The 12,997-nt window shown below is 73.9% G+C and carries 13 protein-coding genes; 3 read left to right on the forward strand and 10 right to left on the reverse strand.

Going from position 1 to position 12,997, the window contains the following annotated elements:
* Position 1: 1 nt before the first annotated feature.
* The gene (locus ACIQVT_RS14125) at positions 2 to 622 is read right to left on the reverse strand and encodes a DUF47 domain-containing protein (RefSeq protein ID WP_121788071.1); all 621 of its coding nucleotides are present in this window, start codon (positions 620 to 622) and stop codon (positions 2 to 4) included.
* 215 nt (positions 623 to 837) lie between these two features.
* On the opposite strand from ACIQVT_RS14125, the gene ACIQVT_RS14130 reads away from it, so the two are divergent.
* Positions 838 to 1,143, forward strand: a complete 306-nt coding sequence (locus ACIQVT_RS14130) for a metal-sensitive transcriptional regulator (RefSeq protein WP_403751859.1) — start codon at positions 838 to 840, stop codon at positions 1,141 to 1,143.
* Positions 1,144 to 1,169: 26 nt separating this feature from the next.
* Here ACIQVT_RS14130 and ACIQVT_RS14135 read toward each other — a convergent pair whose 3' ends face one another.
* Together ACIQVT_RS14135 and ACIQVT_RS14140 are read right to left on the reverse strand one after the other, a co-directional pair.
* Positions 1,170 to 1,331, reverse strand: coding sequence for a hypothetical protein (locus ACIQVT_RS14135; RefSeq protein ID WP_189752189.1), 162 nt, complete (start codon positions 1,329 to 1,331; stop codon positions 1,170 to 1,172).
* Between the two features lie 101 nt (positions 1,332 to 1,432).
* Positions 1,433 to 2,311 carry a hypothetical protein gene (locus ACIQVT_RS14140; RefSeq protein ID WP_403751861.1) on the reverse strand — a complete coding sequence of 293 codons (879 nt, stop codon included), beginning with the start codon at positions 2,309 to 2,311 and terminating at the stop codon, positions 1,433 to 1,435.
* Between the two features lie 143 nt (positions 2,312 to 2,454).
* On the opposite strand from ACIQVT_RS14140, the gene ACIQVT_RS14145 reads away from it, so the two are divergent.
* Positions 2,455 to 2,640, forward strand: a complete 186-nt coding sequence (locus ACIQVT_RS14145) for a hypothetical protein (protein ID WP_403751863.1) — start codon at positions 2,455 to 2,457, stop codon at positions 2,638 to 2,640.
* Positions 2,641 to 3,366: 726 nt separating this feature from the next.
* Here the strand turns inward: ACIQVT_RS14145 and ACIQVT_RS14150 are convergent.
* From ACIQVT_RS14150 to mshD, 7 genes are all read right to left on the reverse strand, one after another.
* Complete coding sequence (locus tag ACIQVT_RS14150; RefSeq protein ID WP_403751865.1) at positions 3,367 to 4,470, reverse strand: CHAD domain-containing protein; 1,104 nt, start codon at positions 4,468 to 4,470, stop codon at positions 3,367 to 3,369.
* On the reverse strand, positions 4,451 to 6,805 hold the full coding sequence (locus ACIQVT_RS14155) for an RNA degradosome polyphosphate kinase (protein ID WP_403751867.1): 2,355 nt from the start codon (positions 6,803 to 6,805) through the stop codon (positions 4,451 to 4,453). The genes ACIQVT_RS14150 and ACIQVT_RS14155 overlap by 20 nt, the downstream gene beginning before the upstream one ends.
* Positions 6,806 to 6,961: 156 nt before the next feature.
* Positions 6,962 to 7,714: a hypothetical protein gene (locus tag ACIQVT_RS14160; RefSeq protein WP_403751869.1), complete on the reverse strand. Its 753-nt coding sequence runs from the start codon at positions 7,712 to 7,714 to the stop codon at positions 6,962 to 6,964.
* On the reverse strand, positions 7,711 to 8,733 hold the full coding sequence (locus ACIQVT_RS14165) for an ABC transporter permease (RefSeq protein ID WP_403751871.1): 1,023 nt from the start codon (positions 8,731 to 8,733) through the stop codon (positions 7,711 to 7,713). The genes ACIQVT_RS14160 and ACIQVT_RS14165 overlap by 4 nt, the downstream gene beginning before the upstream one ends.
* Positions 8,730 to 9,611: an ABC transporter ATP-binding protein gene (locus tag ACIQVT_RS14170; RefSeq protein WP_403751873.1), complete on the reverse strand. Its 882-nt coding sequence runs from the start codon at positions 9,609 to 9,611 to the stop codon at positions 8,730 to 8,732. Before ACIQVT_RS14170 ends, ACIQVT_RS14165 begins: the two co-directional genes overlap by 4 nt.
* Entirely contained in the window at positions 9,608 to 9,994 is a 387-nt protein-coding gene (locus tag ACIQVT_RS14175; protein ID WP_403751875.1) for a GntR family transcriptional regulator, read from the reverse strand. The genes ACIQVT_RS14170 and ACIQVT_RS14175 overlap by 4 nt, the downstream gene beginning before the upstream one ends.
* A gap of 136 nt (positions 9,995 to 10,130) precedes the next feature.
* On the reverse strand, positions 10,131 to 11,057 hold the full coding sequence (gene mshD, locus ACIQVT_RS14180) for a mycothiol synthase (protein WP_403751877.1): 927 nt from the start codon (positions 11,055 to 11,057) through the stop codon (positions 10,131 to 10,133).
* A gap of 129 nt (positions 11,058 to 11,186) precedes the next feature.
* Between mshD and ACIQVT_RS14185 the strand changes: the two genes are divergently transcribed.
* Positions 11,187 to 12,977 (forward strand): bifunctional metallophosphatase/5'-nucleotidase, encoded by a 1,791-nt coding sequence (locus tag ACIQVT_RS14185; protein WP_403751879.1) that lies wholly within the window; start codon positions 11,187 to 11,189, stop codon positions 12,975 to 12,977.
* Positions 12,978 to 12,997 lie beyond the last annotated feature (20 nt).

The following is a 12,997-nucleotide window of genomic DNA, read 5'->3' on the forward strand; positions in this document are numbered from 1 at the left end:
CTCAGGACTCCTTGACGGCGATGGTCTCCACCGTGTTCGCCACGTGCTCGAACGCGTCCGCCGCCTCTTCCAGGACGTCGACGATCTGCTTGAGCTTCAGCACCTCGATCGCGTCGTACTTGCCGTTGAAGAGCTGGGCGAGCAGCTTGCGGTGGATCTGGTCGGCCTGGTTCTCCAGCCGGTTGACCTCGATCCAGTACTCGGTGAGGTTGTCCATGGTCCGCAGGTTCGGCATGGCCTCGGCCGTCAGCTCGGCCGCCCGGGCCAGGACCTCGATCTGCTGCTCGACGCCCTTGGGCAGTTCCTCGACGTTGTAGAGGACGACCAGGTCGACCGCCTCCTCCATGAAGTCCATGATGTCGTCGAGGGACGAGGCGAGGTTGTAGATGTCCTCGCGGTCGAAGGGCGTGATGAAGGAGGAGTTCAGCTGGTGGAAGATCGCGTGCGTGGCGTCGTCACCTGCGTGTTCCGCGGCCCGCATACGCTCTGCGATCTCGGCCCGGGCGGAGGAGTCCGCCCCGAGCAGTTCCATCAGGAGCTTCGAGCCGGTGACGATGTTGTCCGCGGACGCGGCGAACATGTCGTAGAAGCTCGTCTCCCTGGGGGTCAGACGAAAGCGCACGTGGGGTCCTCGGGGTGCTTCGGTTTCGGTCAGGCTGATGCTAGGCGCATCATCCGGCCACGGCTAATGGGCCGTCCCCCAGTGTCGCCCATGGACCACGGTGGTCGGCACGGGGGCGTACCAACGGCCCTCTACCCCGCAAAGTTCGTTACCATATACCCACTGGGGGTATGTATCCCTTTTGTCCGCAGCTCGTTCCACGACGGAGGCCAGCGATGACGACGACCGAGGCCGGCGCCACCCACGGCTACCACCAGCAGAAGGACGAGCACCTCAAGCGGTTGCGCCGGATCGAGGGCCAGATCCGCGGGCTCCAGCGCATGGTGGAGGCGGACACGTACTGCATCGACATACTCACGCAGGTCTCCGCCTCCACCAAGGCGCTCCAGTCCTTCGCGCTCCAGCTGCTGGAGGAGCACCTGCGGCACTGCGTCGCCGACGCGGCCGTCAAGGGCGGTGACGAGATCGACGCGAAGGTCGACGAGGCGACGAAGGCCATCGGGCGGCTGCTGCGCACCTGAGCCGCCGGCCTCGCCGGGGGCGGCCGTCAGGCCGGGTCGCGTTCCTCCGCCACCCGCAGCACCTCGTCGATGCTCTCCAGGCTGAGCCGGTCCTCGGCGGCCGACGCCGCGATGATCAGCTCTCCGCACAGCTCGATCTCGGCGAGGGCCACGTGGTCCTGTACCGCCGTACCACCGACCGGAGCCACCCGCCTCACCTCTTCCCCGCCGTCACCGACTTCCTAGGGTAGGCAGCGGCCCGCACGCCGCGCATGGCACGGACGGGCTACTTACGGGGTGGTGTCCCGGACTAGTGCGGTGGCCGGTTCCCGACGTCGCCGCCGGTGGTCCGCTCGGCCACCCGGCCGGCGTAGATGTCCGCCGGCGCCGGCAGCCGCACCTCGGCGGGGACGCCGAAGTCGTACAGCAGCAGGGTCGAGGCGACCGCCACGGTGGCCTTGCGGCGGCCGTTGACGAAGCTGAAGCGCTGCCGGAGCTTGCGGATGCGGCCCTGGTCGTCCAGGTAGGCGTCGAACGGCACCGTTGCCGTGGCGAAGCCCCTCGCCGCCGCGGCCAGGGACGCCCTGTTGCCGGCGGAGGCGGACCCGGCCGCGCGGGCCAGGTCGGCGGTGCCCCGGTAGTGCCGCACCGGCGTCCCGCCGACCCGGGTCCGGCCGACGAACACCGCCTGCCGCGTCCCGCGCAGCACCTCGGCCGCCGCGTACGGGTCGGTCGCGCCGCCGGTGACCAGGTTGCCGTCGGACAGCGTGGCGCTGTCCACCCGCACCCACTTGTCGGCGGGCACGCCCGCGCCCCGGTTCTTCATGAACAGCGCGCCCGGGGCGAGGAGTTCGGTGATGGGCCGGTGTTCGGAGGCGCCCGCGGGATCCTCGGGCAGCATGACGGTCAGCCGGCCCAGGCGGTGCCGGTAGTCGTACACCCCCCGGCCGCGGATGGTGACCCGGGTGCCGCCCGTGGCCATCTCCATCGAGGTGCCGGCCTTGGAACTGCCCGCGTCGCGCAGCGCGTCGGCCGCCCGGTGCAGCATGGCGACCGGATCGCCGCCGCCCTTGACGTCCTCGGCGGCGGCCCCGCTGCCGGCGCAGCCCGCGGCGCCCGTCCCCAGGCCGAGGAGGATGCCCACCGCGGCGACCGTCCTGCCCGCGCGTCTGTCCTGCCGCCGATCCATCGCCTGCCTACCCCCAGCCGGAGTGTCCGTCACGGGTCGCCCTGTCGTCCGGATAACGACGGCTGGGGAACGCCGTCACGCGCCGCCGGGCGCCCGGGGAGCGCGAGGGTCGGCGGGGCCGCCGGATGGGTACCGTTGTCGTCGTGGCAGTCACCGCGGCGCAGCAGGACGGGCCGGAACGCGCCCGCCCCGGGCAGGAACACCTCACGACGACGGCCGAGCAGGGCCGTTTCTGCGTGGCCAGATGCAGCTGTGGCTGGCGGGGCCCCGCCCGCCGCGCCCGCAGCCAGGCCCGCACGGACGCGGAGACCCACACGACGACCCCCTGACGGTCCCCGCCGGCCCGGTTCCGCCGGTGCCCCGCCCCGCGGACGCGGCAGGCGGGGCACGCCTGCGGTTCGCCCGACGGCGGGCCGTGTCTCGGCGGCGGGCAGCGGGCGGCCGGGGTCTCCGCGCCCCGCGCTGCCCGCCGCCGCCGGGCCGGCGTGGGCGCGGAGACTCGTACGACCCCCGGCGATACCGGCTCGCCGATGGCCCCGGCCCGCCGGAGGCGGTGGGCTTCGCCGCGCCCGTGTGGTCGGTGGGCTGCGTGGTGCCCGGGTGTCGGTGTGCACCGTCGGCTGTAGGGGTGCCCGGGGCCGATCGGTGGCGGGTACAGGCGGTCGGGGTGTCGTGTCGTACGGCGGCCACTGCCCGTTGGGCTCGCGGGCAGCCAGCTCCACGTGGACGCGGAGACCCCCGCGACGGTCCCCGCCGGCACGGGGGCGCCGGTGTCTCGGCCCGGCGACGCGGCAGGCGGGGGACGCTCGTGTTCCGCCCGGTGGCGGAGCGTGTCTCGACGGCGGGCAGCGGGCGTTGCCCGTGGCCACCGCGCCCGCAGCCGCCAGGTCCGCGTGGACGCGCAGACCCGTACGAGGCCCCCGTGACGGTCCCCGCCGGCAAGGGGACGCCGGTGCCCCGGCCCGCGGTGGCGGTGGACTTCACGGCGCCCGGGTGTCGGTGGTGTACGGCGGCTGCCGTTCGTCGGGGGCGTGGCAGGCAGGTCCGTGTGGAGGTCAGGGGGTGGGGTGTTGCCAGGTCTGTTGGAAGGCGAAGCGGGCTGCTTCGACCTCGTGGCGCTGGTCGGCGTGGAGGACGCCGAGGGCGTAGGCCGTGGCCGGGGTGATGCGGGGGGTGCGGGCCGCCTGGGCCGCGGCGGCCGCCGCCTCGGAGGCGTCCCGGTGGCGGTTGAGCGCCTGCCCCGCCGACAGCAGCCGTACGTCCACCGGGGCGGCGGTGCCGGCGCCGCGCAGGACCTCGTGGGCGTACCGGTGCAGGCGCAGCAGCAGGCGGACCTGGTGCCAGGGGCCGTCCTGGGGGTGCGGGGACGGCTCCGGGGACAGGCCGTGGACCAGGGCCTCCGCGTTGTAGGGGTGGCCGGCGGTGATCAGGGGCAGGGCGGTGACGGCGTCGGTGAGGCGTTCCTCGGCGGCCGCGGCGAGGGTGTGCAGGGCGGTGGTGCGGCCGGCCGGAGCGAGGGGCACCTCGCTGGCGAGCAGGGCGACCTTGTCGGCGACGGCGTGGAAGCGGGCGGAGCCGAGGGCCTGGAGCGCCGTGGAGTGGGCCCGGGTCCGGGCCAGGGTCAGCTGGCGTTCGAGCAGTGCGCCCGCCTTCGCCACGCCGACCGTGAGGGCGCCGCGGTCCGCGGCCGGCGCCGACCGGTCGGGTCCGGCGCCGCCGACGGTGGCCGGCGCGGCCGCGCGCCCGGGGAGGACCGCCGCGCCCGAGAGGCGGTGCAGCGCCAGCAGTAGGCGTTCCAGCCGGGCCTCGTAGGCGTGCTCCAGGCCCAGCGTGCCCGACAGCCAGGCCAGTTCGGGGCGCATCTCCTCGGACCAGTCGGGGTCGAGCAGTGGGCGGAAGGTGTGCAGGCTGGCGCTGATGCGGCGGGCCGAGCGGCGCAGGGCGCGGGCGGCGTCGACGCACTCCTCGGTGCCGCCCGCGTGCCCGCCGGTGCCCGCGCGCGCCCGGGCGGGGCCGCCCCCGGTGTGGCCCCCGGTCTCCCGGTGCAGGCGCAGGGCGCGGAGGAACTCCGTGGCCTGGGCGCGTAGGTAGTCCGCGAGGGCGTCCCCGGTGGCCGTGGCGGCCGGGGTGTCCGTCGGGTCAGGGTGTCGCTGTGCCACGCCGGCGCCTCCGGGCGTCTATGAGCATCTCCTGGACGTTGCGCAGGGGCTGGCCGTCCGTGTCGGTCGCGTGCCGGGTCCACTCGCCGTCGGGGCCGAGGTGCCAGGAGGCCGTGGTGTCGGACATCCCGGTGTCCAGCAGCCGGTCGAGGGCGGCGCGGTGGCCGGGGTCGACGACGCGGACGAGGGCCTCTATCCGGCGGTCGAGGTTGCGGTGCATCATGTCGGCGCTGCCGATCCAGACCTCGGGTTCGCCGCCGTTGCCGAAGGCGAAGACCCGGGAGTGTTCGAGGAAGCGGCCGAGGATGGAGCGGACCCGGATGTTCTCGGAGAGGCCGGCGACGCCGGGGCGGACGGCGCAGATGCCGCGGACCCAGACGTCGACGGGTACGCCCGCCTGGGACGCCCGGTAGAGGGCGTCGATGATCGCCTCGTCCACCATGGAGTTGACCTTGATGCGGACGTAGGCGGGCCGGCCCGAGCGGTGGTGCTGGGCCTCCTTGTCGATCCGGGCGATCAGGCCGTCCCGCAGGGACTTGGGGGCGACGAGGAGCCGGCGGTAGGTCTCCCGGCGCGAGTAGCCGGACAGGCGGTTGAACAGGTCGGAGAGGTCGGCGCCGACCTGGGGGTCGGCCGTGAGCAGGCCGAGGTCCTCGTAGAGGCGGGCGGTCTTGGGGTGGTAGTTGCCGGTGCCGACGTGGCTGTACCGGCGCAGGAGGTCGCCCTCCTGGCGGACCACGAGGGACAGCTTGCAGTGGGTCTTCAGGCCGACGAGGCCGTAGACGACGTGGCAGCCGGCCTCCTCCAGTTTGCGGGCCCACTTGATGTTGGCGTGCTCGTCGAAGCGGGCCTTGATCTCGACCAGGACGAGGACCTGCTTGCCGGACTCGGCGGCGTCGATGAGCGCGTCGACTATGGGGGAGTCGCCGGAGGTGCGGTAGAGGGTCTGCTTGATGGCGAGGACGTCCGGGTCGGCCGCCGCCTGCTCCAGGAACGCCTGCACGGAGGTGGAGAAGCTGTCGTACGGGTGGTGCAGGAGCACGTCGCGGGCGCGCAGGGCGGCGAAGATGTCGGGCGCGGACGCGGATTCGACCTCGGCGAGGTCGCGGTGGGTGCCGGCGACGAACTTGCGGTACTTCAGCTCCGGCCGGTCCAGGGAGTGGATGCGGAAGAGGCCGGTGAGGTCGAGGGGGCCGGGCAGCGGGTACACCTCGGCCTCGGAGATCTTCAGTTCGCGCACGAGGAGGTCGAGCACCTCGCGGTCGATGGACTCCTCGACCTCCAGGCGCACCGGCGGGCCGAAGCGGCGCCGCATGAGTTCCTTCTCCAGGGCCTGGAGGAGGTTCTCGGTGTCGTCCTCCTCGACCTCGAGGTCCTCGTTGCGGGTGAGGCGGAAGGTGTGGTGCTCCAGCACCTCCATGCCGGGGAACAGCTCCTCGAGGTGCGCGGCGATGACGTCCTCGATGGGGACGTAGCGGCCGGGGCTGCTCTCCAGGAAGCGGGAGAGCAGCGGCGGGACCTTCACGCGGGCGAAGTGCCGGTGGCCGCTGACGGGGTTGCGCACGATGACGGCCAGGTTCAGGGAGAGGCCGGAGATGTAGGGGAAGGGGTGCGCGGGGTCCACGGCGAGCGGGGTGAGGACCGGGAAGATCTGGTGCCGGAAGAGGGTGAAGAGCCGTGCCTGTTCCTTGTCGGCCAGTTCGTTCCAGCGGACCAGGTGGATGCCCTCCTCGGCGAGCGCGGGGGCGACGTCCTCGTGGTAGCAGGCGGCGTGCCGGGCCATCAGCTCGCGGGAGCGGGCCCAGATCATCTCCAGGACCTCGCGGGGCTGGAGGCCGGAGGCGGAGCGGGTGGCGACGCCGGTGGCGATGCGGCGCTTCAGGCCGGCCACCCGGACCATGAAGAACTCGTCGAGGTTGCTGGCGAAGATCGCGAGGAAGTTGGCGCGCTCCAGCAGGGGGGTGGCCGGGTCCTCGGCCAGTTCCAGGACGCGTTCGTTGAAGGCCAGCCAGCTGCGTTCGCGGTCGAGGAAGCGGCCCTGGGGGAGCGGGGTGCCGTCGGACTGCGACTCCTCGTACGCGTCGAGGTCCGCGTCGATGTCGGGTTCCAGATCGGAGACCGTGGCCGCCACGGTGTGCGGGCGGTGTGCGGCGAGGGAGCCCACGGAGGGCTGCGGGTGCTGGACGTCCGCCTGGGTGTCTGACTGGCTCATGAACCCATTCTTCCGCGCGGCGGGTGACAGGGGCGCGTCGGATCGTGCGGGCGGGAGCGTCACGGCCCCGTTCCCCGCTGGCCCCTCGGGGGGCGGCGAAGGTTCTGGCACGGCGGGCTTCATTGGCCGAGCGTCGCAAGCCCGTCTGAATCAGCGGTTACGGAGACATGACGTGCGGGATAGCGGGGGGCGGCTCCGCGGGGTTCCCGGCCGCGAAGGGCCCGGTCCGGTGCGGTCCCGCCGTGCGGCGGCGCACCGGGCCGGGCGGGGGCGCGGGGGTCAGGGGGACCGGCGGCGCAGGACCGTGTACGCGGCGGTGGTGAGGAGCGCGGTGAGGGCGAGGACGAAGCCGGTGGCGGCCAGGTGCAGCGGCCAGAAGCCGTGCAGGGTGCCGCGCAGCGGCTGCCACAGTTCGCGCGTGTACAGCCGTACGGCGAGGGTGGCGGCGCAGGCGGCGGCGAGCGCGGGGAGGGTGCGGCGCAGGGCCAGGCCGGCGAGGGCGCCCGCTGCCAGCGCGTACAGCGTGAGCGCGGGCAGCAGCGGGCCGCGCGGGACGAAGACGCGGTCCCAGCTCCAGTGGGTGACCAGCACGTCCTTGTCGGCGGTCCACACCGTGTCGTAGGCGAGGGCGAGCACGGCGGTGCCGATGAGCAGGGGGAGCACGGCCGTGGTCAGTTTCGCGGTCAGCCAGCGGGCCGGGGTGGCGCCCTGGGTCCAGGCCAGCGCTGCCGTGCCGGATTCCAGTTCGCGGCCGATGAGGGCGGCCCCGGCCCAGGCGGCCACCGCGCAGGGGGTGTAGGAGAGGACCTCGCCGAGGAGGTTGACGATGTTGCCGGTGTCGGTGAGCGGGGTGTACGAGCACCAGCCGCCGAGGACGCAGGCCCGGTCCCGGGGGGCGGTGGAGAGGTGGACCTCGAGCAGCGCGCCGACCGCGAGGAGCACGTAGGCGCTCCACACGAGCAGGGCCGGGCGGTGCAGGCGCAGCACGGTGCGGCCGACGGCCGGGCGGGCGGTGAGGGGTGCGGTGGTCATGCGGTGGTTCCTCCGGTGGCGGACCGGCCCGCGCGGGTGCCGGCCGGGCCGGTCAGCCGGCGCAGGGCCAGGAAGCAGCCGAGGACGAGCAGTGCGGCGAGGCCCAGGACCAGCGCGCTGGTGGTGAGCTGGAGCGGCCAGTAGTGGGAGAAGGGGTGGTAGGTGTTCCAGTAGCCGGTGAAACCGGCGTACGCCTTCTGGCAGGACTCGAAGGAGCCGCACTCGGGGACGGGCACGTGGGCGCCGGTGCGGGTGACCATGCCGTGGTCGACGGCGAGGCCGGAGCCGGTGAATCCCTGGTCCATCGTGGAGACGCGGGTGACGGCGGGCCACAGGTGCGGCAGCGCGATCTCGGTCAGGCCCCGGACGCCGGCGGCGACGGCCGTGCCGACCAGGAGCGCGGGCAGGGTGCGGCGCAGCAGCAGCCCGGCGAGGGTGCCGGCGGCGAGGCCGGCGAGGGTCAGGGCGGCGAGGCTGGGGCCGCCCGCGTGGAAGGTCCAGCGGTCGGACCACGGCTTGGCGGTGTCGATGCGGCCGTGGCCCGCGTTCCAGGCCAGGTGGTGCAGCAGGTACAGCAGCGTGGTCGTGGCGGTGACGGCGAGGGCCGGCACGGCCAGCCGGACCGCCAGCCAGCGCGCCGGTGACGACCCTTGCGTCCAGGACAGCAGGGCCGTGCCGGACTCCAGTTCCCGGCCGGTGAGGGCGGCGCCGGCCCAGCCGGCCACCAGCAGGGGCAGTGCGTTCAGCGCGTAGGTGGCGTAGCCGTAGTAGTCCTTGTAGCGCAGGATCGCGGCCTGGTCGTAGTGGCACCGCTCGCCGGCGCAGGCGTCGTACTGCCGCCAGGCCTCGGCGGCGGCGTCGGCGAGCGGGCCGCGCAGGGCGAGCAGCAGGGCCCCCAGGACGAGCACCAGACCTGCCCACCCGTACAGCGCGGGCCGGTGCAGGCGCAGCACCCAGCGGGACAGGCGCGGGCTCGTGGCGGTCGGCGCCGGGGCGGTGCCGGTCAGGGTGGCGGTCATGCGGCGCTCTCCTCGGTCAGGCCCGGCGCGGCGGGGTTGCGCAGGTGGGCGAGGACCAGGTCCTCCAGGGACGGGGTGGTGGTGCGCAGGTCGCCGGGGAGCGGTGCGGCCGGGCGGATCAGCGCGGTGAGCTGGCGACCGGTGACCCGGGACTCGACCACGGTGTGCCCGTGGAGCGCGGTGGTGTCGGCGGCGCCGGTGACCCGCAGGTGGGCGGCGAGCAGGTCGTCCGTGTCGCCGGCCAGCCGGACCCGGCCGCCGCCGACCAGCAGCAGGTGGTCGCAGGAGTCCTCCAGTTCGGCGATGACGTGCGAGGACATCGCGATGGTGGTGCCGTACTGGGCGGCCTCCGCCATGAGCGTGCCCATCAGCTCGTGCCGGGCCAGCGGGTCCAGGTCGGCCATGGGCTCGTCCAGGAGCAGCAGCTTGGGCCGTTTGCCGAGGGCGAGGGCGAGCGCGACGCGGGTGCGCTGGCCGCCGGAGAGGGAGCGGACGCGGGCCCCGGGGTCCAGGTCGCCGCCCGCGACGATCCGGGTCGCGACGGCCGCGTCCCAGTGGCCGGGGTTGAGGTCGGCGCCCATGCGCAGCGTCTCGGCGATGGTGAGCTGCGGGTACAGCGGCTTGTCCTGGGCGACGAACCCGACCCGGGGGCGGGCGGCGGCGGGGGTGGTGCCGAGGACGTGCACCGTGCCCTCGGTGGGGGCGGTGAGGCCGGCGGCCAGGGCGAGGAGCGTGGACTTGCCGGCGCCGTTGGGGCCGACGACGGCGCACACGCGCCCGGTGGGCAGCCGGAAGGTGCAGTCCCGCAGGGCCCAGGCCCCGCGGCGGCCGAACCTCTTCCCGAGGGTCTCGGCCCTCAGTGCCGTGTCGCTGCTCATGACGGGTCTCCCTGGAAGTGCTTGTCGAGTACGGCGGTGAAGAGCGCGGCCACGTCGTCCCGGTCCAGTCCGGCGGCGCGGGCGTCGCGTGCCCACTGCTCCAGTTCGGTGCGCAGCGGGGAGTCGGCGGGGGTGGTGCCGAGGGAACGGCGCACGAAGGTGCCGAGTCCGCGCCGCGCCTCCACCAGGCCCTCGCGTTCCAGTTCGCGGTACGCCTTCAGGACGGTGTTGGGGTTGATGGCGGTGGCCTCCACCACTTCGCGTGCCGTGGGCAGCCGGTCGCCGGGGCGGAGCAGGCCCATCCGGAGGGCCTGCTTGGTCTGCTGGACGATCTGTACGTAGGTGGCCACGCCGCTGTGCCGGTCGATGCGGTATTCGACCATCGCTGCACCACCCTTTCACTAATCAAGTAGTGAAAGGGTGTTGCAAGGGTGCGCGAAAGTCAAACCCCGGTCCGCCGGACCCCGGTTCCGGGGCCCGGCGGACCGGGGTCTCAGGCGTGGGCGCGGCCGGCGGGGCTCACGTCTCCGTGCGGTACATCAGGTCCGTCTCGTGGACCCGGAACCCCAGCCGTTCGTAGACCGACACCGCCGCGGTGTTGTCGGCGTCGACGTAGAGCATCGCGGTCGGCAGCTGCTGGGCGGCCAGGTGGCGCAGGCCGATGGTGGTGAGGGCCTTGCCCAGGCCGCCGCCCTGCGCCCCGGGGCGCACACCGACGACGTACACCTCGCCGAGCTGCTCCTCGGCGTGCGTCTTGGTCCAGTGGAAGCCGATCAGCTCCCCGTCCCGCTCGGCGAGGAAGAAGCCGGCCGGGTCGAACCACGGCTCGGCCTTGCGGGCGTCGAGGTCCCGCTGGGACAGCGAGCCCTGCTCCGGGTGGTGGGCGAAGGCGGCGGCGTTCACCGCGAGCCAGGCGGCGTCGTCCTTGCCGGGCACGAAGGTGCGCACGGTCACGCCCGCCGGCAGCGTCGGCGCGGGCAGCTCCAGGTCGGTCAACGACCGCCGCATCTGGCGCAGTTCACGGAACATGGTCAGCCCGAGGACCTGGGCGAGGTGCCGGGCGGCCGGGTGCCCGCCGTGCGCCCACACCCGCAGCCGCTTGCCGGAGGCGCCGAGCAGGGCCGAGCCGAGCGCCCGGCCGTGCCCGTGCCCGCGGCGCGCCGGGTGCACGACGAGTTCGGCGGCCGGCGCCTCCACCGGGTCGGTGTCCTCCAGCTGGGCGTACCCGGCGAGTTCCCCGTCGGCGTGCAGCAGCAGGTGGGAGACGCCGGGGCGGGCCCCCGCGCGCAGCTGGAGCCGGCCCTGCTCGGACACCGGCTGGCGGCCGTCCACCGCGGCGGCCTCGCCGAGCAGGCTCAGTACCGCCTCGGCCCGGTCCGGGGTGAGCGCGGAGTAGGTCTCGATGGAGCGGCCGGGAAAGGCCCGTACGGTGTCGTCGCTGCTCATGCGTACGAGGGTACGGGGCGGGGGCCGTGAAGTGCCGAAACCAGGATGTGACCCCGAACCCCCTGTCGCGCTACGCGCGTTGACCCTAGGCTGCGCGAGCCAGCACAGCCGACCCACAGGGGGGTCCCCATGCCAGCCGCGCCCCGGCGCACCGGACGCCGTACGTACGGTCTCCTCGCCACCGCCGCAGGCCTCGCCACCATGGCCGCGCTCACCGCCGCGCTCCCGGCGGACGCGCACGGCGACGGGAACGGCAGCCGGCACGGCCGCTACCAGGACGTGCAGCTGCTCTCCTTCAACGACCTGCACGGCAACCTGGAGCCGCCGGCCGGCTCCTCCGGCCGGGTCACCGAACGCCAGGCGGACGGTACGTCGAAGACCGTCGACGCGGGCGGTGTCGAGTACCTCGCCACCCATCTCCGCCGGGCCCGCGCGGGCCACCCGTACTCGATCACCGCGGCCGGCGGCGACATGGTCGGCGCCTCCCCGCTGCTGTCCGGCCTGTTCCACGACGAGCCGACCGTCGAGGCGCTGAACAAACTGGACCTGGACGTCACCTCGGTCGGCAACCACGAGTTCGACGAGGGCGCCCGGGAGCTGGGTCGCCTCCAGAACGGCGGCTGCCACCCGACGGACGGCTGCTACACCGGCAAGCGGTTCCGCGGCGCGGACTTCCCCTACCTCGCCGCGAACGTCCTGGACGACAGGACCGGCAAGCCGATCCTGAAGCCGTACTGGGTCTGGAAGAAGAAGGACGTCCGGATCGGCTTCATCGGCGTCACCCTGAAGGGCACCCCGGGCATCGTCTCGGCGGACGGCGTCAAGGGGCTGACCTTCAAGGACGAGGCCGAGACCATCAACAAGTACGCCAAGGTGCTCCAGCGCCAGGGCGTGCGGTCGATCGTGGCCCTCATCCACGAGGGCGGCTACCCGGCCTCCGGCGACTACAACTACGACTGCGACTCCCCGGGCGCCGGCTCCGGCCTGTCCGGCCCGATCGTGGACATCGCCAGGAACGTCACCCCGGCGGTGGACGCCCTGGTCACCGGCCACACCCACCAGGCGTACGTGTGCACGGTCCCCGACCCGTCCGGCCGGCCCCGCATGGTGACCTCCGCGGCCTCCTTCGGCCGGCTCTACACGGACACCACGCTGACCTACGACCGCCGCACCGGCGACATCGTGCGCACCGCCGTGAAGTCCGCGAACCACGTGGTCACCCGGGACGTCCCCAGGGCGGCGGACATGACCGACCTGATCTCCCGCTGGAACACCCTCGCCGCGCCCATCGGCAACCGGCCCATCGGCTACATCTCCGCCGACGTGGACAACACCGGCACCGAGTCCCCGATGGGGGACCTGATCGCCGACGCGCAGCTCGCCCACGGCCGGGAACTCGACCCGAGGACCAGCCTCGCCCTGATGAACCCGGGCGGGGTGCGGGCCGGCCTGACCTACGCGGCCAAGGGCGGCGAGGGCGACGGCGTGGTCACCTACGCCGAAGGCTTCACGGTCCAGCCGTTCGCCAACACCGTCAACCTCCAGGACTTCACCGGCGCCCAGCTGATCCAGGTGCTCAAGGAGCAGGTCAGCGGCGTCAACGAGGCGGCGCCGAAGATCCTCCAGCCGTCGGCGGGGCTGACGTACACGCTGGACCTGACGAAGTCGGGCGCGGACCGCGTGGTGACGGACTCGATCCGGCTGAACGGCGCGCCGGTCGACCCGGCGGCCACCTACCGCGTCGCCACCAACAGCTTCCTCGCGGGCGGCGGCGACGGCTTCCCTACCCTGGGGCAGGGCACCGGCGACCTGGTCGGCAGTGACGACCTGACCGCCCTGGCGCACTACCTGACGGCCAACTCCTCGGCCGGCAGCCCGCTGGCCCCGCCGAAGGCCGACCGGATCACCGTCGTGCGGTGAGCCCCGATGGCCGGCGCGGC

The organism is Streptomyces sp. NPDC100445, assembly GCF_044759735.1.
Lineage (GTDB): Bacteria > Actinomycetota > Actinomycetes > Streptomycetales > Streptomycetaceae > Streptomyces.